The sequence below is a fragment of the Pseudomonas sp. Pseusp88 genome, assembly GCF_047303955.1.
Taxonomy (GTDB): Bacteria; Pseudomonadota; Gammaproteobacteria; order Pseudomonadales; family Pseudomonadaceae; genus Aquipseudomonas.
This window is the reverse complement of the sequence record NZ_JBGLYM010000020.1, coordinates 67012-85741: the sequence shown is the minus strand read 5'-3', so window position 1 is coordinate 85741 and position 18730 is coordinate 67012. Positions and strand designations below refer to the sequence as shown.

Annotated in this window: 16 protein-coding genes; 8 read left to right on the top strand and 8 right to left on the bottom strand. The window is 59.8% G+C overall.

Going from position 1 to position 18730, the window contains the following annotated elements; genetic code table 11:
- Positions 1 to 133: 133 nt before the first annotated feature.
- From prmA to ACCD02_RS22045, 8 genes are all read left to right on the top strand, one after another.
- A complete protein-coding gene (gene prmA, locus ACCD02_RS22080) occupies positions 134 to 1012 on the top strand; it encodes a 50S ribosomal protein L11 methyltransferase (protein ID WP_413306529.1) in 879 nt (292 codons plus the stop codon).
- Positions 1013 to 1036: 24 nt separating this feature from the next.
- The gene (locus tag ACCD02_RS22075; protein WP_413306526.1) at positions 1037 to 2428 is read left to right on the top strand and encodes a DUF3426 domain-containing protein; all 1392 of its coding nucleotides are present in this window, start codon (positions 1037 to 1039) and stop codon (positions 2426 to 2428) included.
- Between the two features lie 342 nt (positions 2429 to 2770).
- A complete protein-coding gene (gene dusB / locus ACCD02_RS22070; RefSeq protein WP_413306523.1) occupies positions 2771 to 3784 on the top strand; it encodes a tRNA dihydrouridine synthase DusB in 1014 nt (337 codons plus the stop codon).
- Positions 3781 to 4101 carry a DNA-binding transcriptional regulator Fis gene (gene fis, locus ACCD02_RS22065; protein ID WP_259110901.1) on the top strand — a complete coding sequence of 107 codons (321 nt, stop codon included), beginning with the start codon at positions 3781 to 3783 and terminating at the stop codon, positions 4099 to 4101. The genes dusB and fis overlap by 4 nt, the downstream gene beginning before the upstream one ends.
- A gap of 84 nt (positions 4102 to 4185) precedes the next feature.
- The gene (gene purH, locus ACCD02_RS22060; protein ID WP_413306521.1) at positions 4186 to 5793 is read left to right on the top strand and encodes a bifunctional phosphoribosylaminoimidazolecarboxamide formyltransferase/IMP cyclohydrolase; all 1608 of its coding nucleotides are present in this window, start codon (positions 4186 to 4188) and stop codon (positions 5791 to 5793) included.
- Positions 5794 to 5963: 170 nt separating this feature from the next.
- Positions 5964 to 7259 (top strand): phosphoribosylamine--glycine ligase, encoded by a 1296-nt coding sequence (purD, locus tag ACCD02_RS22055; protein ID WP_413306518.1) that lies wholly within the window; start codon positions 5964 to 5966, stop codon positions 7257 to 7259.
- Between the two features lie 105 nt (positions 7260 to 7364).
- A complete protein-coding gene (locus ACCD02_RS22050) occupies positions 7365 to 10157 on the top strand; it encodes a response regulator (protein ID WP_413306515.1) in 2793 nt (930 codons plus the stop codon).
- Between the two features lie 63 nt (positions 10158 to 10220).
- Positions 10221 to 10817: a MarC family protein gene (locus tag ACCD02_RS22045; protein WP_413306512.1), complete on the top strand. Its 597-nt coding sequence runs from the start codon at positions 10221 to 10223 to the stop codon at positions 10815 to 10817.
- Positions 10818 to 10824: 7 nt separating this feature from the next.
- Here the strand turns inward: ACCD02_RS22045 and ACCD02_RS22040 are convergent, their stop codons facing one another.
- The 8 genes from ACCD02_RS22040 to cobG form a co-directional block, all read right to left on the bottom strand.
- Positions 10825 to 11472, bottom strand: coding sequence for a hypothetical protein (locus ACCD02_RS22040; protein ID WP_413306509.1), 648 nt, complete (start codon positions 11470 to 11472; stop codon positions 10825 to 10827).
- Positions 11469 to 12197, bottom strand: coding sequence for a hypothetical protein (locus tag ACCD02_RS22035; protein ID WP_413306508.1), 729 nt, complete (start codon positions 12195 to 12197; stop codon positions 11469 to 11471). The genes ACCD02_RS22040 and ACCD02_RS22035 overlap by 4 nt, the downstream gene beginning before the upstream one ends.
- Positions 12198 to 12255: 58 nt before the next feature.
- Positions 12256 to 13044, bottom strand: coding sequence for a hypothetical protein (locus tag ACCD02_RS22030; protein ID WP_413306505.1), 789 nt, complete (start codon positions 13042 to 13044; stop codon positions 12256 to 12258).
- 318 nt (positions 13045 to 13362) lie between these two features.
- Complete coding sequence (locus ACCD02_RS22025; protein ID WP_413306503.1) at positions 13363 to 14016, bottom strand: hypothetical protein; 654 nt, start codon at positions 14014 to 14016, stop codon at positions 13363 to 13365.
- Positions 14017 to 14194: 178 nt separating this feature from the next.
- The gene (gene cobJ / locus ACCD02_RS22020) at positions 14195 to 15892 is read right to left on the bottom strand and encodes a precorrin-3B C(17)-methyltransferase (RefSeq protein WP_413306500.1); all 1698 of its coding nucleotides are present in this window, start codon (positions 15890 to 15892) and stop codon (positions 14195 to 14197) included.
- Entirely contained in the window at positions 15892 to 16626 is a 735-nt protein-coding gene (locus ACCD02_RS22015; protein WP_413306497.1) for a precorrin-2 C(20)-methyltransferase, read from the bottom strand. The genes cobJ and ACCD02_RS22015 overlap by 1 nt, the downstream gene beginning before the upstream one ends.
- Positions 16623 to 17249, bottom strand: coding sequence for a precorrin-8X methylmutase (locus ACCD02_RS22010; protein ID WP_413306494.1), 627 nt, complete (start codon positions 17247 to 17249; stop codon positions 16623 to 16625). Before ACCD02_RS22010 ends, ACCD02_RS22015 begins: the two co-directional genes overlap by 4 nt.
- Positions 17242 to 18603, bottom strand: a complete 1362-nt coding sequence (cobG, locus tag ACCD02_RS22005; protein ID WP_413306492.1) for a precorrin-3B synthase — start codon at positions 18601 to 18603, stop codon at positions 17242 to 17244. Before cobG ends, ACCD02_RS22010 begins: the two co-directional genes overlap by 8 nt.
- Positions 18604 to 18730 lie beyond the last annotated feature (127 nt).

The window sequence follows — 18730 nt, the reverse complement described above, 5'->3', positions numbered from 1 at the left end:
ACCCAGAAGCCCCGACCCGTCGGGGCTTCTGCTTTTTCGCCGGCGGGCAGCGAGCGACGTCGGCCCGCGAGCATTTGCCGCGAACCTGAAGTAAACTTCGCCGCTTTCCTGCTCTCTGCATAGGTAACACGCCATGCCATGGCTGCAAGTCCGTCTCGCCATCAGTCCTGAACAAGCCGAAACCTACGAAGATGCCCTGCTTGAAGTGGGCGCCGTATCGGTTACATTCATGGACGCGGAAGATCAGCCGATTTTCGAGCCGGAACTCAACACCACGCCGTTGTGGTCGCACACCCACCTGCTGGCGCTGTTCGAGGCCGATACCGATGCAGATCTGGTCTTGGCCCACCTGCGTCTGCTGACCGATGCAGAACTGCCCGAGCACATGCACGAAGTGATCGCCGATCAGGACTGGGAGCGCAGCTGGATGGATAACTTCCAGCCAATGCGTTTCGGCCAGCGCCTGTGGATCGTGCCAAGCTGGCATGCCGCTCCGGAGCCGGACGCGGTCAATCTGCTGCTGGACCCGGGCCTGGCTTTTGGCACCGGCACTCACCCGACTACCGCCCTGTGCCTGGAATGGCTGGACGGCCAGGACCTCAAAGGCTGTGAAGTCCTGGACTTCGGTTGCGGTTCGGGGATCCTGGCCATTGCCGCCTTGTTGCTCGGCGCCAAGACTGCGGTCGGCACCGATATCGACGTGCAGGCCCTGGAGGCCTCCCGCGATAACGCCGGACGCAACAATATTGCCGCCGAAAGCTTCCCGCTGTACCTGCCTGAAGACCTGCCGCAACAGCCAGCTGACGTGCTGGTGGCAAATATTCTCGCCGGGCCGCTGGTTTCACTGGCACCTCAGCTGGCAACACTGGTCAAATCCGGTGGTCGCCTGGCGCTGTCGGGCATCCTCGCCGAACAAGGCGAAGAAGTCGCCGCCGCCTATGCTGAAACATTCGATCTGGACCCGATCGCCAACCGTGAAGGTTGGGTACGCATCACGGGCCGTCGTCGCTAACCGCCGCTTGAACCGGATACCCGCATGACCGACAGTTTTGTCACCCAGTGCCCCCACTGCCAGACCAGTTTCCGAGTCAGCCACGCGCAATTGAGCGTGGCCCGCGGCGTGGTACGTTGCGGGGCCTGTCTGCAAGTCTTCAACGCAGCGAAACAACTGTTGGAACAACGTGCCGGCAAGACTGCGTCTGAAGGCAACCCTGTTGCCCCGGCGCCGACTCCGGTTCCGGCGCCACCACCGACTCCGGCTCCGAAGCCCGCGCCACCCGTTACCGCACCGCCGGTCCTGCCGCCGATCGATTCCCCTGCACCAGCACCAGCACCAGCACCAGCACCAGCACCAGCACCGATAGAGCCTGAGGCCGAGCAGGATCCCTGGCAAATCACTGAAATGGATCTGGACAGCCTCGATCTCGACGAGGAACTGGCCCGCCTGGAAAAACGCGAGAACAAACAGGCCGAACCGTACGCCGACAAGTTTGACGGTGAAGCCCTGACCGCCCGTCGCGACCAGCTACGCAGCGAGCCGGATGAGTGGGTCGGCAGCTTGCGCAACGATGATGTCGCCGACCTGCCGCAGCTGCATGCCCAGGAACCGTCGCCCGAAGAAGACGATGAGTTCGACGCACCTGCCAGAGCCGAAGCCGAGCCCGGCGGTCGCACCGAGCCATCGCTCTCTTTGATTGCAGAGGAGCCGGAGCAAGAGCTGGATGAACATGGCAGGCCCCTGCCACCGCTGCCGCCACCGCGCAAGATCGTGGAAAAGCCCAGCCGCTGGTCGGCCTTGGATGACGACCAAGACGAGCATGACGACGAACCGGTCCTCACTACCAGCCGCACCCGGCGCGGTCGCAATGAGCCGGACGTGCGCGAGCAGACCCTGCTCGACCTGACCGACGACCCATTGCAACTGGACTGGCAGCGGCCCAAGCCACGCTGGGGACGCCGGCTGGCCTGGGCATTTCTTTGTCTACTGGCTTTGGCCGGTTTGCTCGGTCAGTATGTCTGGTATCACTTCGATGAACTGGCACGGCAGGATCAATACCGCCCGTGGTTTCAGCAGATTTGCCCGCAGATTGATTGCAAGGTGCCATCGAAAGTCGATATCACCCTGCTCAAGAGCAGTAATCTGGTGGTGCGCAGCCATCCTGAATTCAAAGGCGCGCTGGTAGTGGATGCCATCATCTATAACCGTGCACCCTTTTCCCAGCCGTTCCCGCTATTGGAACTGCGTTTTGCCGATACCAATGGTCAACTGATTGCCAGTCGTCGGTTCAAGCCGGGCGAATACCTGAGCGGCGAAATGGCGGGCAAGGAAGAGATGCCGCCGCAAACGCCGATTCATATCGCTCTGGACATCCTTGACCCTGGCGCCAAGGCCGTCAATTACAGCCTGAGTTTCCGCTCGCCGGAGTGAAACCCTGATCCGGCATGGGTTGCAGCCAGATGATCTGACCATTCCATGATCAACGACAAAAAACGCCTGCGGCTTTCACCGATACTTTTATGACTTCGCGTCACTGGCAGAACCGTTCGTGACAAGAATGCAGCTGTTCAGATTTTATCCAATTCAGCCTTTATCCAGTCATCGAGAGCGGGTATCATGCCAACCCTTTTTGATACTCCGGGTCCTGTCTGAAACGCCGCGAAAGCACTTTTCGGGCCGGTTCCGGGCGGATCGGTTGAAGCGACTATTGCAGCGGTCGCGCCCGATCCGCGGATGATTCGTCCACACACGGGCTGCAAAACGAGCACACCTATGTCGGCGGTACGCATCGGTCCATATACATTGCAGAACGGCTTGATCCTCGCCCCTATGGCGGGCGTCACCGACCAGCCCTTCCGTCAGCTCTGCCGCCAGATGGGCGCAGGCCTGGTGGTCTCGGAAATGGTCACCAGTGACATGAGCCTGTGGAACAGTCGCAAATCGCGCCTGCGCATGATCCACGAAGGTGATCCCGAGCCCCGTTCGGTACAGATCGCCGGTGGGGACCCGCAGATGCTGGCAGACGCGGCCCGTGCCAACGTCGAACTGGGTGCCCAGATCATCGACATCAACATGGGGTGTCCAGCCAAGAAGGTGTGCAACAAGGCAGCGGGTTCTGCGCTGCTCAAGGATGAACAGTTGGTGAGCGAGATCCTGCAGGCCGTAGTGGCTGCGGTCGATGTGCCGGTCACCCTGAAGATCCGCACCGGCTGGGACCGGGAGAACAAGAACGGCCTGACTGTGGCGAAGATCGCCGAACAGGCCGGCATACAGGCGTTGGCGGTCCATGGCAGGACCCGCGCCGATCTGTACACCGGGGAAGCCGAATACGACACCATCGCCGCCATCAAGCAGGCGGTGTCGATACCGGTCTTTGCCAATGGCGATATCGATTCACCCGAGAAAGCCCGGCGCGTCCTTGCCGCGACCGGTGCCGATGGTTTGTTGATTGGCCGGGCCGCCCAGGGGCGTCCATGGATTTTTCGTGAGATAGAGCACTACCTGCGGACCGGGGAAACATTGCCGGCACTGCCGTCCAGTGAAGTGGAACGCATCCTGCTAGAGCATCTGGCAAGCCTCCACCTTTTCTACGGCGACGTGCTGGGCGTACGTATTGCCCGCAAGCATGTCGGCTGGTATCTCGCAACATTGCCGGGCGCCAGGGAGTTTCGCGCCCTGTTCAATGCTTTGCAGGATACGCAAGCGCAGTGCGCCCACGTTCGGGAGTTCTTTAGCCAAGGCGACAGAACGCCGCGCGTAACGAACGGAGACGAGGTGGCCGCATGACGATGATGACCGAGACTTTAGTGAGTGGAACAACACCCGTGAGCGACAACGTCAATTTGAAACAGCACCTCAACACGCCGAGCGAAGAGGGTCAGACCCTGCGCGGCAGTGTCGAGAAGGCGCTGCACAATTATTTCGCCCACCTCGAAGGCGCTGCCGTCACGGATGTCTACAACCTGGTGTTGTCGGAAGTCGAGGCGCCGCTGCTCGAAAGCGTGATGAGCTACGTCAAGGGCAACCAGACCAAGGCCTCCGAGCTGCTGGGCCTGAATCGCGGTACCTTGCGCAAGAAACTCAAGCAGTACGATCTGCTTTAAGCATTCCATGACAGAAAAGGCGACGCGCCGAACGCGGTCGCCTTTTTTGCTGATTGACTCCTTTTGCTTTTGATGGAAATTGAGATGACCGACCAGACTACCCGCCTGCCGATCCGCCGCGCCCTGATCAGCGTTTCCGACAAGACCGGGATCCTTGAATTCGCCCGTGAACTCGAAGCCCTGGGCGTCGAGATCCTCTCCACCGGCGGCACCTTCAAGCTGCTCAAGGACAACGGTGTCGCTGCAGTCGAAGTCGCCGACTACACCGGTTTCGCGGAAATGATGGACGGTCGGGTAAAAACCCTGCATCCGAAGATCCACGGCGGCATCCTCGGCCGTCGCGGCATCGACGACGCCATCATGAGCGAGCACGGGATCAAGCCGATCGATCTGGTTGCCGTCAATCTCTACCCGTTCGAAGCCACCGTTGCCCAGCCAGGTTGCGATCTGCCGACTGCCATCGAGAACATCGATATCGGCGGCCCGACCATGGTGCGTTCGGCAGCAAAAAACCATAAGGACGTGGCCATCGTGGTCAACGCCAGCGACTACAGCCAGGTGCTGGAAAACCTCAAGGCTGGTGGCCTGACCTACGCCCAGCGTTTCGACCTGATGCTCAAGGCATTCGAACACACTGCCGCCTACGACGGCATGATCGCCAACTACCTGGGCAGCATCGACCAGACAGCCGAGACCCTGACTACAGAAGGTCGCAGCCAGTTCCCGCGCACATTCAACAGCCAGTTCGTCAAGGCCCAGGAAATGCGCTACGGCGAGAACCCGCACCAGAGCGCGGCGTTCTACGTTGAAGCCAAGCCGGCCGAAGTGGGCATAGCCACCGCGACCCAGCTACAAGGCAAGGAACTGTCGTTCAATAACGTGGCCGACACCGACGCCGCGCTGGAATGTGTGAAGAGCTTCGTCAAGCCGGCCTGCGTGATCGTCAAGCACGCCAACCCATGCGGCGTGGCGGTCAGCCCGGACAGCGAAGGCGGCATCCGTCAGGCCTACGAGCTGGCCTACGCCACCGACACCGAATCGGCTTTCGGCGGCATCATCGCCTTCAACCGCGAGCTGGACGCTGAGACGGCCAAAGCCATCGTCGAGCGTCAGTTCGTCGAAGTGATCATTGCTCCGAGCGTCAGCGCCGAAGCCCAGGCCATTGTTGCCAGCAAAGCCAACGTGCGTCTGCTCAGCACCGGCCAGTGGGCAGCCGAGCGTGGCGCTGCGTGGGACTACAAGCGTGTCAATGGCGGCCTGCTGGTACAGAGCCGCGATATCGGCATGATCAGCGCCGATGACCTGAAAGTCGTGACCAAACGCGCACCGACCGAACAGGAAATCCATGACCTGATCTTCGCCTGGAAAGTTGCCAAGTACGTCAAGTCCAACGCCATCGTCTACGCCAAGAACCGCCAGACCATCGGTGTCGGCGCAGGCCAGATGAGCCGTGTGAACTCGGCGCGCATCGCCGCCATCAAGGCCGAGCATGCTGGCCTTGCGGTAGCGGGTGCGGTCATGGCTTCGGACGCCTTCTTCCCGTTCCGCGACGGCATCGACAACGCGGCCAAGGTCGGTATCACTGCGGTGATCCAGCCAGGCGGCTCGATGCGCGACGCAGAAGTGATCGCCGCCGCTGATGAAGCGGGCATTGCCATGGTGTTTACTGGCATGCGTCATTTCAGGCACTGAGTGCAGCTACGAGCTTCAAGCTGCGAGCGGCAAGCAAGAGCAGTTCTATATCGATCTTGCTTGCCATTGCAGTCCAAATAATTCAGAGCAACATGCTGCAGGCAAGCACTCCGTTATTGTGCTTTTAGCTTGCAGCTCGTAGCTTGCAGCTTCTCCGAAGGAGTCTCCCTTTGAACGTATTGATCATCGGCAGTGGCGGTCGTGAACACGCGCTAGCCTGGAAAGTCGCACAGGACCCGCGTGTCGAGAAGGTTTTCGTCGCGCCGGGCAATGCCGGTACAGCCATCGAAGCCAAGTGCGAAAACGTCGCCATTGACGTACTGGCCCTTGAGCAACTGGCCGACTTCGCCGAGAAGAACGTCTCGCTGACCATCGTTGGCCCGGAAGTACCACTGGTTGCCGGTGTCGTCGATCTGTTCCGTTCCCGTGGCCTGGACTGCTTTGGTCCGACCGCCGGGGCTGCCCAGCTTGAAGGCTCCAAGGCCTTCACCAAGGATTTCCTGGCCCGGCACAAGATCCCGACTGCCGACTACCAGAACTTCACCGAAATCGAGCCGGCCCTGGCTTACCTGCGCGAAAAAGGCGCTCCTATCGTGATCAAGGCCGATGGTCTTGCCGCCGGTAAGGGCGTGATCGTCGCCATGACCCTGGCCGAAGCCGAAGACGCAGTGCGCGACATGCTGGCTGGCAACGCTTTTGGTGAAGCCGGCTCCCGCGTCGTCATCGAAGAATTCCTCGATGGCGAAGAGGCCAGTTTTATTGTCATGGTCGACGGCAAGAATGTATTGCCAATGGCTACCAGTCAGGACCACAAGCGCGTCGGCGACGGCGACAGCGGCCCGAACACCGGCGGTATGGGTGCCTACTCCCCGGCCCCGGTGGTCACCGCCGAAGTCCACCAGCGCGTCATGGATCTGGTGATCTGGCCGACCGTCCGAGGCATGGCCGATGAAGGTAACGTTTACACCGGCTTCCTCTATGCTGGTTTGATGATCGACAAGGCCGGGAACCCGAAAGTCATCGAATTCAACTGCCGCTTCGGCGACCCGGAAACCCAGCCGGTAATGCTGCGCCTGCAATCGAGCCTGGTCCTGCTGGTCGAGGCCGCGCTGGCCCAGGCCCTGGACAAGGTCGAAGCACAGTGGGACCCACGTCCAAGCCTGGGCATCGTCCTGGCAGCCGGCGGTTATCCAGGTGACTACGCCAAGGGCGCTGCCATTAACGGGCTCGACGCAGCCGCACAGCTGCCGGGCAAAGTGTTCCATGCCGGTACCGCGCTGCAAAATGGTCAGGTCGTGACCAGCGGCGGTCGTGTACTCTGTGCTACAGCACTGGGTGAAAGCGTCGGCGCAGCGCAACAAAGTGCCTACGAGCTGGCAGCAAAGATCGATTGGGAAGGCTGCTTCTATCGCAAGGACATCGGCTATCGCGCCATTGCCCGCGAACGTGGTGAAAGCCTGGAATAGTCTGGCGATCAGACCTGTACCTGCACCTCTCATAAGGTCGGGTCAGGTCTGGCCATTCCAGCACCGCACAGAGGCAAAGGCATTTATCTACGAAGGGATTTCGCCGTGCGCTGGCTCAGGATTGCCATAGGTTCCACAGTGGGTCTGCTGACCCTGCTCTTCATGCTTTCGGCCCAGGCCGAGCAAGGTGCGGGTTGGTCCGCTTTATTTGATGATCAGGCCGACCTGCAACTGAGCGATATCCGTTCAGCGCGCTACCAGAATCAATTCAGTCCCATCGAGCTGGCCAAAGTCACCGCCGCCGGCCGCAACAGCGCGTTATGGCTGCACTACCGCCTACCTCCCGATGACCACGAGCAATTGCTGCGGGTCTTCGCGCCTGACCTGGCCAATCTCGATCTGTACGTCCTGAGCGGCGACAGCCTGGTCAATCATTCACGCAGCGGCAACAGCGTCCCCCGCCATAACCAGCTGCTGTCCGGCAGCGATTTCCTGTTACCGATCCCGGCCAGTGATGCCCCCCAGGATATTTACCTGCGCCTGGTCTCGACCCAACAGCTACGGCCCAATATCACCCTGCAAGCAGCGATACAAAGCGCCGCCGACGAACGTCAGCCGCTGCTGTTCGGCATGATCTTCGGCGCGCTGGTGATGCTGATCCTGCAGAACCTGACCCGCTACGCCCACACCCGCGCACGCAGCAACCTGTGGCTGGCCGGCAGCGAAGCCTTGCTGGTCATGAGCGCCGCGCTGCTGCTCAACCTGCCAGCGCCCTGGATGGTCAGCTGGCATATCAGCCAGACGCCTGGCGCCCATCTCACCCTGCTGCTGGCGATGCTCTGCGCACTGATCTATACGGGCTGTTTTTTCTCCCACCGCAGCATCCCTTTCCATAACCGCCTGCTGCTGGCCAATATCATCCTGATCGCCCTTGGCGGCCTGCTGATGCTGTTTGTCGATACCTTGCCGCTCAACGTCATGACTTACGTCCTGATCGCCCCGGCTACCCTGACCATGCTGATGATTGCGGTCAGCCACTGGCAGCGCAACTTCTGGCCTGCGCGCCTCTTTATCGCGGGCATGCTGGTGCTGAATGTCGGTTGCCTGGTCATCCTGCCCGCCATGCTCTGGCTGACCCTGGTACCACCGCAGTGGATGGTCATGAGCATGCTGGTGTTCGCTTGTATCACCGGGCTGCTGATGAGTGTCGCCCTCAGTGAGCGTCATCGCAGCATCACCGAAGACAACTTCAGCATCAGCCGCGATCTGGCGGCCAGCACTGCCGAAATCAATGCAAAGGCCGAGTTCCTGGCCAAGATCAGCCACGAAATCCGTACGCCCATGAATGGCGTGCTGGGCATGACCGAGCTGCTGCTGGGCACGCCGCTGTCGGTCAAGCAACGCGACTACGTTCAGACCATTCACAGCGCAGGCAATGAACTGCTGACTCTGATCAACGAGATTCTCGACATCACCAAGCTCGAATCCGGACAGATCGAACTGGACGATGTGCAGTTCGATATCAGCGCACTGATCGAGGATTGCCTGAATATCTTCCGGGCCCGGGCCGAACAGCAGAACGTTGAACTGATCAGCCTGATCCAGCCCCAGGTGCCTCAGGTCATCAGCGGCGACCCGACGCGCCTGCGCCAGACCCTGCTGAGCCTGCTGGAAAACTCCCTGAAGAAGACCGACGAAGGCGAGATCCTGGTAGTGGTCGCTCTCGACTCCCGCGCCGGACAACCGCGCCTGCGCATCTCGGTGCAGGACAGCGGCGAGCCCATGGAGCCAAAGGAACGCGAAGCCCTGCTCAGCGCCGAGTTGCACAGCAAGAACTTCCTGGCCGCAAGCAAGCTGGGCGGTCATCTGGGGCTGGTCATCGCCCGTCAGCTAATCCGTCTGATGGATGGCGAATTCGGCATCCAGACCAGCACCCTGGGTAGCACCCTTTGGCTGAGCCTGCCTCTGGATCCTTCGCGCCTGGAACAGCCGACCATCGACCTCGACGGCCCGCTCAAGGGCGCCAGGGCCCTGGTGGTTGACGACAACGACACCTGTCGCAAGGTGCTGGTGCAACAATGCACAGCCTGGGGCCTGAACGTCAGCGCCGTGCCTTCGGGCAAAGAGGCGTTGGCCCTGCTGCGGACCAAGGCACACCTGCGCGATTATTTCGATGTGGTCCTGCTCGACCAGAACATGCCCGGCATGACCGGCATGCAACTGGCGGCCAAGATCAAGGAAGACCCGAGCCTGAACCACGACATCCTGCTGATCATGCTCACAGGCATCAGCAACGCACCGAGCAAAATCATTGCCCGCAATGCCGGGATCAAACGCATTCTTGCCAAGCCCGTGGCCGGTTACACCCTCAAAACCACCTTGGCCGATGAGCTGACGCAACTGAACAAGGGTGGCGGCGTGCTGCCCTTCACCGCCAGCCTGCCTCCCACCACGCCGGTGGTGGTGCCCAGTGATTTCCGCATTCTGGTCGCCGAGGACAACAGCATTTCGACCAAGGTGATTCGCGGCATGCTGGGCAAGCTCAACCTCAACCCGGATACGGCCAGCAATGGCGAAGAAGCCCTGCGCGCCATGAAGGCCCAACGTTACGATCTGGTCTTGATGGACTGCGAGATGCCGATCCTCGACGGTTTCTCCGCCACTGAACAACTGCGCGCCTGGGAGGTGGGCAACCAGCGGGTTCGCACCCCGGTGGTCGCCCTGACGGCGCATATTCTCACCGAACACAAGGAACGCGCCCGGCAGGCTGGCATGGACGGCCATATGGCCAAGCCGGTGGAGCTGTCACAACTGCGTGAACTGATCGAATACTGGGTCGCCCAGCGCAAACAGATCCAGGAACTCACCTCCAGCGCTGATCTTTATCAGCAAAATTGACATTGGCGCGCTGCGGCCAACTGGTAGACTCCGCCCGTCTGCCCCTCTGCGCGAGCCGAAATCATGCTCCACGTGCTGTTCAGCGTTTATTTGAAGATGTTGGTGCTCTACAGCCCGTTCTTCGTCCTGTCCTGCTTCATCAGCCTCACCCGTGGTCATTCCCGCAAGGAACAACGCCGCCTCGCCTGGAAGGTTGCCCTGGCGACGCTGATTTCCAGTGTTCTGCTGTATCTGTTCGGGCGAGTGATCTTCAGCGTTTTCGGCATCACCGTGGACGCCTTCCGCATTGGTGCGGGCAGCGTGCTGTTTATCTCGGCACTGGGCATGGCTCAGGGCAAATCAGCGGTACAGACCGACAACGTGCAGCAAGACGTCACCATCGTGCCGCTGACCATTCCCCTGACCGTTGGCCCCGGCACCATCGGTGCGCTGCTGGTCATGGGCGTCAGCCAGCCGCACTGGGATGACAAACTCACCGCCATCGTCAGCATCGCCCTCGCCAGTTTCACCGTTGGCGTGGTGCTGTACCTCGCCAACCGTATCGAACGCATACTCGGCGACCAGGGCCTGCAGATTGTCAGCCGGTTGATGGGCCTGTTCGTCTGCGCCCTGGCAGCGCAGATCATTTTTACCGGGGTACGCGGTTACCTGGTTCAGTAAGCCAGATTCAAAGCTCGATGGCCTTGATGCTCTGCGCCCCTCTCTCCCGCAACTCGGCTCTGACGCTTTGCCGATACGGACCGTAGGCCGCCTCGCTGAACAGAAACCTGCCACCTCTCAGCAGCAATGTCAGCTCATAGCTGAAAGGCCAGATCGGAAAAAAGACAGGGCGGATATCGGTCACCTTGGTACGAGTGGTCATTTGCAGACCACACAGCATGATGTCGATATCCCCCGCATGGGTTTTCTCGCAAGGGATAATCTGAAAGCTGTCGGAGCGCCCGGAACTGAACCAGCTCTCGTAAAACGTTTTTGCATGGGCACTTTGGTACATGGCATCAAGCGCATCGTTTGCTGCTACCGACAATGATGGCGAGGGCATGCTGGCAACAAGCTTTGCGGCCTCGACCTGAAAGTACTTCTGCTTTTTGACTTTGACCTGCGGGCGATCAATGACCTCCGAGAGATTGCTCCCGACGCTTATCAGTGTTCGTCGATAAGCATCAACCCATTGTGGCCAATATCGTTCACTATCGAACTGCTCAGACGCCCGTAGCTGGGCAAGCAACAGACAGTCTTTGATGTCGTCCCTGACAGACGTCGTGATATTGGAATGGAAAGACACCAGATTGGTGCCCAACAACAGACTGCTCACGGCCTGACCTCACTCACGGGCTTGATCAGTTGCTCACGTCGCGGTCCCAGTCGCTCAATCATATCGGCGCGAAAGCGACTGAAATCATCCTGCTCCAGCTTGACCGAAACCATCGTCAACTCCAGATTCCCTGGCCGATCAACCTGGGTGAACAACTGGGAAAATGGCAGCATGTTGCAGGGCTGGTGGCTGTCAAAAGACAACAGGATCAGATGAACGAACGGCTGCACATCAATAAAACCCAGCTGCAACACGACGTTCGATAGCGCGGGGATCTCGATATCGGGGGCATCATCAGGCGATGATGGCTCCGACATGCGCGCCGGGCGAATCAGCCGGGTAGTCTGCTCATGCAATAGTGCAGAAATTCCCTGGTCTTGAGTATTTGTGGCAAATTCCTCAAGGAGGTTGCTCGCTCGCGTGACCAGTTCAGGCGAAACACGTTTGAACAACGCTTGCCTGACATCCGTCCAGATCGAACCCTCGGTCTCGACAGGGATACTCGCAACATTGCGATACGCGGTATCCAGCCTTAATCGTGTCAAGGTGTGGAGATACGTCTGGCACCAGGCCGCGTACTCTTCATTTTTTTGATGTTTGCCCGATGCCACCAATTGACCGGACAACATGCACACCAAGACATCATCCCTGAATGTGGGTGCAACTTCGTCTGCAAAAAAGAACAAACTGCCTGCATTAATATAATTTTGCATTCCTTTGCGCATACATCACCTGTCACTGTCTCAAAGAAAACGGGTCGCGGCGAGCCACGACCCACATGACTCATAAGTCCGGGATCTCCATCAGCGCCTTACGCGGCCCTTCCGTCAGCTTGCTCATGATATCCGGCTCCATTTCCTTGAAATGCCGATGATTCAAGAACATATGGCCCTCGGCGCGCTTGATGGCGACCGACGAGCTGTTCCATTCCCAAAACAGCACATTGGTGACTTTCAGAGAGGTTGTGAAGTCCACTGCGCCGAGCCCGATCAGCACCTCGCCGTCAGGGGATTCCACACTTGAGGCGATAGCGAACTTGGCACCGTCATGGGTTTTGCTCGAGGACTCGAACAGGCGCAGCGGCTTTTCACTGCCTTGCAGCACCTCCAGGGTATCCTTGGCGACCTTCAGCATCAGCTCAGCGGTCTTGGTCGGCACCGCCATGGCAGCAATTGCGGAGGCGAGAATCTTGATGCCTTCCTGCTCCATGGTGAAGCTACTGTTATCGGTCTTGTAATTCGACATATCCCGGGTTTGCGATACCCAACCACAGTAGCTCATCATGCTTCGGAATTCGTTGTACCAGGACACGCCACCACCGGGGAATCTTTTGTTTGCAACTAACGACGACAATAGAACGGTATCTTTTAGAATCTGTTTATTCTCCTTGCTCATCCCTGCGACAATTGAAACAACCACGTCGTTGGCAACAACTGCCTCCCTGTTTTTCTCATCGACCTCCAAGCTTTTGAGCGATTGCATCATACTCAGCGAGTGCGAACCATGATCGCAGTTCGCTAGCTCACACTCGGAAATAGCCAGACGGCTCTCTTCAATACTTTTCAACAACATGAGAATTCCTTGTTTTTTTTAATCAAGCCCCTGATGGACCGATTTCACGTTAGCCCTATCCGTAATTTACTTCCACCCCGCAAACCTACGCGACAACTCAGCTAAAGACCCTTTCGCAACGCAACAAGATCTCTCGATCAACGCCTGAAAGCGCGAGAAACCCCAAATAAACATTGGACTCCCCCACGCCGGCATTTCAATCTCTTTATTTTTCTTAAAGAGCAACTTCATCTATCCAACGCCGATCCGGAACTATTCACAAAAGGCGCGTATTAAATTCCGCAGTACCATGAAGAATTTTCCCACTTAGGTATTCGCCTAAATAGAAACCCGACGAATATTGAAGTTGCTGACCTCGCTTAAACGCGCGCGAATACGCGCCCGGTGCGCGGCATACGCAGAACGATTGAACTCATAAAGACCGCCCCCAAGGCGAACCACCATTTCCCGGCTCTTGCGCCAGTCCCCGCCTACCCACCCCGAGTTCAGCGTGGCGCTGACATGTACGCCAAGCAGCAGGATGCGCACTATATCCGTGCCAGCAATGGCCTCGCACGGCAGAACCTGGAAGCGGCCAAGGGACCCCGACTCAGTAGCGTACTGAAAGAAATGGCTGGCGTAGTCGTTAAGCCGGGCCGCCTTGAGCGAACGATGGGCCAGTGCAATAAGGTTGGCAGCGCGAACTGCACCTTTGAGACCGAAACCTATAGTGTCCAGTTCACGGGCATCGGTGATAAACATGGGTTCTTTGACCAGTGGACTCGTCAACTTGCATCCGGCCTTGATCAATTGGCTCCGATAGTACTCCAGCCACCCCATCCAGCTGTCCTGCATGGGATAACTCTGGCTGGCGAAGAAGTCAGCATACATCAGCATATCGGCAATATCTTGACGATCCTGCTCCACGACTTCCGGGCCAAATGCAAGCATATTATTTTCAGCGATCAAAGCATCAATGGTAAAATCCGTCATGACTCGTATATCTTGTTAGTTTAAAAACAGGACATTAGTCAGTTCTTTTCACCCGCACAATGAACAACACGATTTCCGGAAAACAGCTACATAAATAATGCTCATTGACCTACACAAACATATAAGGTCAGTACGCTCAACGAGCGCACATGACCTTTATGTCCCGTTATAAGCCAACTCAGGGCTTGGCTGGATACCAGCGCGGCGTATAAACCCACTCACTGCCGTCGGGCCGGGCAATGGTGCAAGTAGTCGAGGAGCCGATAAGCACCATGGTGCGCATATCCACCTGCTCCGGAGTCAGTTCTTCCAGACGAACCACACGAAGGGTCTGGCCCGGACGACCGATATCCCGGCCCAGGGTCACTGGCGTCTGCGGACTGCGGTGCTGACGCACGATTTCCAGGGCGCGGCCCAATTGCCACGGGCGCGAACGGGAGATCGGGTTGTAGAACGCCAGGGCCAGATCAGCCTGACAGGCCAGGTCCAGACGTTTTTCGATCACGTCCCACGGTTTCAGGTTGTCCGACAGCGACATCACGCAGAAGTCATGGCCCAACGGCGCGCCGGCCTGAGCCGCAGTGGCCAGCGAAGCGGAAACCCCCGGCAGGATCTCCAGTTCGACCGCATGCCACTCGGGGTTGACTGACTCATGCAACGCCTCCAAAACCGCCGACGCCATGGCGAAGACACCCGGATCGCCCGATGATACGACCACCACCGAACGCCCCTGGGCCGCCAGTTCGAAGGCATGACGGGCACGCTGCATCTCTTCGCGGTTATCGGTGCAGTGCAACATCTGATCAGGATGGAACGGCCCGGCCATGCGCACATAGGTTTCGTAGCCCAGCACATCGGTGGCCCTGGCCAGTTCAGCTTTCACCGCAGGAATCATGAATTCGGCAGCGCCGGGGCCAAGGCCGATCACCGCCAGGCGTCCACGCTTGTGGCCTATGCGGTCAACATCCAATGGCTCGGCTGCGACGGCGATGGCAATTCCGTCCATTGGCGTGATGGGTGACAGCAGTTGCGGCAGGACCTGTTGCGCCATCTCGGCTGCCGAGGAACCGGCGGTAAAGCGCAACGGCACGCCCAGCATTTCAGCGGCATCGTGCAAAGCCGGATCGGCCATATCGTTGTGGCTGGCCAACAGACAGGCCAGGGATTGCAGAGCGATACGAGACTCATGCAGCGCGACCCTCACGCTATTGGCCAGGTCGGGCACGATGGCGCTAACGGCCACCAACACATTGCGTGGATAGATCAGCAGTTCATTGACACAGGGATCACGCTCGGCGTAGCCCACATGGATCGCCAGAGCAGCATCATCAGCCTCGGGCAGTTGTGCGTCGGCCAACCATGGAGCCGCACCTTCAATGCGCACGCTTTCGCCGGACAGCAAGTCGGAGACGAAGCGCTTGCCCAGCTCCAGATCACCCAGGGCATAGCCGGGCGGCGGGTTGAGCAGGCAGGTACCGAAGCGCAGCTCGCCAGTGGTGGTAATGGCCGCCTCGGTATTCAATGCCGCGCCGATTTCCCGTGCCATCACATTTACCCCGCCCAGGCCGCCGAGCAATGGCACGACTGCACTGCCATCCTCGGCCACGGCCAGCACGGCAGGCTCGGCACCCTTCTCCAGCAGCAGAGGCGCCAAGGTGCGAATGACGATGCCCGCCGCGCACAGGGCGATGATCGGCGTGTCCTGTTGATAGAGCTGGCGCAGGGTCGCGCCGAAGGCATGGTAGGTACGATCAGCCCCGTCAACTCGGCCGGTGAGGCCGTGGATCAGCGAGTGCGGATACAGTTGCTGAATGCGCCGCGCCGTCGACAGGCTGCCCTGCCCGAGGATGACAATGGCTGGAATACGTTGCGCCATCAGCCTTGCCACCTTTCGCCGGGAACGATGATCAGGGAGAAATACGGCGACGACATCGGGTCGACTTGCGCCAGCGGCACGATCTTCTGATTGCTCATGGTGGCGCGTTCGACGTACAGCGCACGCCCGGCAAGGCCGAGTTCTTCCAGCACCTGGCGCACCTTGGGAAAATTGCGCCCCAGCTTCATGACCACCGCCGCATCAGCGTCCGCCAGCTTGCGCTTGAGTTCATCATGGGGCAGTACGCCCGAGAGCACTGACAGGCTCTGATTGCGATACACCAACGGCGCACCCAGCACCGAAGCGCCGCCCAGCATCGAGCAGACCCCCGGAATCACTTCGGCCTCGTAACGCTCGGCCAGACGGTCATGCAGGTACATGTAGGAGCCGTAGAAGAACGGGTCACCTTCGCAAATCACCGCCACATCACGGCCAGCGTCCAGTTGCGCGGCGATATCGACGCTCGACGCATCGTAGAAATCGCTGATCACCTGTTCGTAAGAGAGCGGCGCGGGCAGCGCCTCGGTAGTCACTGGATAGACCAGCGGCATCAGAGTCTGGGCGTCCTGTATATGGGCCTCAATGATGCCGAAGGCATTGCCTTTCTTGCCCTTGGCCACAAAGTAGGCGATCACCGGCGACTCGCGCAGCAGGCGCAGAGCCTTGACCGTAATCAGTTCCGGGTCGCCGGGGCCGACGCCCAGGCCAATCAATCGACCGCGTGCCTGCATCATTCGATCTCCGTGGCCAGAGCGTTGACCGCCGCTGCCGCCATGGCGCTGCCGCCGCGACGACCACGCATGATCACGTAGGGCACGCCGCGGCTGTCAGCGGCAAGCATGTCCTTGGACTCCGCGGCGCCAACGAAGCCCACCGGGAAGCCGAGGATCAGCGCCGGTTTTGGTGCCCCTGCGTCGAGCATTTCCAACAGGTAGAACAGCGCCGTCGGCGCATTGCCGATCACTACCACGCTGCCTGCCAGATGCGGCCGCCACAGTTCAAGCGCAGCAGCGGAACGGGTGTTGCCCAGCTCACGGGCCAGCTCCGGTACGCCGTCATCCTTGAGGGTGCAGATCACCTGATTGTTGGCGGGCAGGCGGGTGCGGGTCACGCCCTCGGAGACCATCCGTGCATCGCACAGGATCGGCGCACCGGCGGCCAGGGCATTGCGTCCGGCAGTGCCGGCACCGGGGGAGAAGCGCAGGTCCTCGATCACCTCGACCATGCCGCAGGCATGAATCACCCGCACGGCGAGTTTTTCCAGGTCCGCCGGGATGGTGTCCAGACGCGCTTCGGCGCGAATGATCGAGAAGGAGTTGCGATAAATCTCCTGACCATCGCGGATGTAATCAATCATGGGTGTTGCTCCGTGAGTCGGCGATCAGATACGCGCCGGCTGCTTCAATAGTGAGGTCACGCGCTTGCAGGGCACCGAAACCAGGTTGGCCCGCATCGCGGAAATAAAGGTCGTAATGGCCGGGCGACACTGCCAGCAAGGTCGCCGGGGCCACGTGCGCCGCTGCACAGGAACGCTGGCAGGCCGACAGATGCACCCCTCGGCTGACGCCGTTGCGTTGCAACTGACCGGCCAGCAGACGGGCATCGCCCTTGGTGTCGGCCAGGCCCTTGGCACAATCGCTGGAACCCGTGCAGGCGACAATCTGCGCCAACGCCTGATCGGCCGAGCAGAGCAGGCCGGCGGCTTGCAGGCCTGCCAGCACGGCGGGTGCGTCGGCGGCGGCAATATTAGGCAACAGCACGCTTTGCCAGGGGGTCAGGCGCAGGCTGCCATCGCCGAACGCCTCCGCCAGCCGGGCGATGGTGTTGAGCATTGCCGGATTGAGACGCCCAAGAGGCGTGACGCCACCGACTGCGACCTTACCCGTTTCAGCCTGTGGATAAATACCGATATGGCCGTGGGTGACAGTGGCCGGACGACGCCACTCGCTGATGTCTGCGTCGGTACGCAACGGAATCGATGCCAAAGCAGTGAGCAGTTGTTCGGCAGGTACTTCGGCCAATAACTGACGCATACGCGATTGATCAGCTCGCGCCGTGTCGAGAAACCACTTCAACACCCCCAGCACCAATTCCAGGCCATATGCCAGCGGCACCGCCGCCAGAGGTTTGTCCCGCGCCGGGCAGCCCGCCAAACCGAAGGCCAGCAATACTTCGCCGTCCACTTCCAATGCCGACAGCCACAGGTCATGGGGATGATCGAGCATCACCAGTCCCTCGCCACCATCCAGGGACAGGGCGAACTTGGGCGACAGCTCGTGGAAGCGTGGGGTGTTTTCCAAAGCCCCAAGAATCTGCGCGGCTAAAGGTCGCACATCCAGCAGCATCCGGGGATCAAGCCCGGCAGTGGGGCTGAGCATCAGGTTGCGCACATCGTCGCTGTCGGGATTGTTCGGCCCGAGACCTGCGGCCAGCAGCGTCTCGATCAACGCTTGCTGCTCAGCACCAATGCCGCGAATCTGCAGATTGGCCCGATTGGTCGCCTCGATCACCCCCCCGGCATAATCCTGCGCCGCCCGAGCCACTGCCCGGGCTTGCCTGGCGCTGATCACCCCGCCTGCCAGCTTGATCCGACAGATCCCGCCATCCAGCGCCGGGACGATACGCAACAACCCCGGACAGGCCGAGGGGCGTACAGAAACAGCATGAGACAGCGACTTGTTCAAGGGATCACCGGGCAACGGGGTCGGCATGTATAGCGTAGTGGGACGGCATTATGCCTGCTTTGTCCGTGGGCATGAAAAGACGCTCTGTCGGATGGCCTGCCCGGTCGCCGGACTTCAAACCGATGGGGCCCAATTGTGGGAGCGGATTCATCCG

Excerpts from the sequence above, each read along its gene's own strand:
- prmA (WP_413306529.1), top strand. The coding sequence starts at position 134 with ATGCCATGGCTGCAAGTCCGTCTCGCCATCAGTCCTGAACAAGCCGAA.
- ACCD02_RS22075 (WP_413306526.1), top strand. The coding sequence starts at position 1,037 with ATGACCGACAGTTTTGTCACCCAGTGCCCCCACTGCCAGACCAGTTTC.
- dusB (WP_413306523.1), top strand. The coding sequence starts at position 2,771 with ATGTCGGCGGTACGCATCGGTCCATATACATTGCAGAACGGCTTGATC.
- fis (WP_259110901.1), top strand. The coding sequence starts at position 3,781 with ATGACGATGATGACCGAGACTTTAGTGAGTGGAACAACACCCGTGAGC.
- purH (WP_413306521.1), top strand. The coding sequence starts at position 4,186 with ATGACCGACCAGACTACCCGCCTGCCGATCCGCCGCGCCCTGATCAGC.
- ACCD02_RS22045 (WP_413306512.1), top strand. The coding sequence starts at position 10,221 with ATGCTCCACGTGCTGTTCAGCGTTTATTTGAAGATGTTGGTGCTCTAC.
- ACCD02_RS22035 (WP_413306508.1), bottom strand. The coding sequence starts at position 12,197 with ATGCGCAAAGGAATGCAAAATTATATTAATGCAGGCAGTTTGTTCTTT.
- ACCD02_RS22030 (WP_413306505.1), bottom strand. The coding sequence starts at position 13,044 with ATGTTGTTGAAAAGTATTGAAGAGAGCCGTCTGGCTATTTCCGAGTGT.
- ACCD02_RS22025 (WP_413306503.1), bottom strand. The coding sequence starts at position 14,016 with ATGACGGATTTTACCATTGATGCTTTGATCGCTGAAAATAATATGCTT.
- cobJ (WP_413306500.1), bottom strand. The coding sequence starts at position 15,892 with ATGGCGCAACGTATTCCAGCCATTGTCATCCTCGGGCAGGGCAGCCTG.
- ACCD02_RS22015 (WP_413306497.1), bottom strand. The coding sequence starts at position 16,626 with ATGATGCAGGCACGCGGTCGATTGATTGGCCTGGGCGTCGGCCCCGGC.
- ACCD02_RS22010 (WP_413306494.1), bottom strand. The coding sequence starts at position 17,249 with ATGATTGATTACATCCGCGATGGTCAGGAGATTTATCGCAACTCCTTC.
- cobG (WP_413306492.1), bottom strand. The coding sequence starts at position 18,603 with ATGCCGACCCCGTTGCCCGGTGATCCCTTGAACAAGTCGCTGTCTCAT.